The 277-nt window shown below is 43.3% G+C and carries 1 protein-coding gene; it reads left to right on the plus strand.

Annotated elements, in window-relative coordinates:
• The coding region (locus AAEZ03_RS27180; protein ID WP_350582939.1) for an acyl-CoA dehydrogenase C-terminal domain-containing protein at positions 1-277 on the plus strand (277 nt) is incomplete at both ends.

Genomic DNA, 277 nt, shown 5'->3' on the forward strand with positions numbered 1-277 from the left:
TTCAAGCACTTGACCTACTAGGTCGTAAAGTGGCGAAAAATAATGGCAAATACGTCACCCACTTCTTAGGTGAGATTCGTGATTTCGTCAATAATATGCAAGCGGATCATGCGATCAAACAAGCAACCCTAGAGGCTGCGGATACGATAGAAACTCTTACCCAAACGGTACTGGCTAATATTAGCGAGCGTAAAAACGAAATCAATGGCTGTGCTGTTGACTATATGCATGCCTTTGGCTATCTGTGCTACTCGTACATGTTTGCATTGATGGTGGA

Origin of the sequence: Pseudomonas sp. HY2-MNA-CIBAN-0224 (assembly GCF_040310285.1) — a bacterium.
GTDB lineage: Bacteria > Pseudomonadota > Gammaproteobacteria > Pseudomonadales > Pseudomonadaceae > Aquipseudomonas > Aquipseudomonas helleri.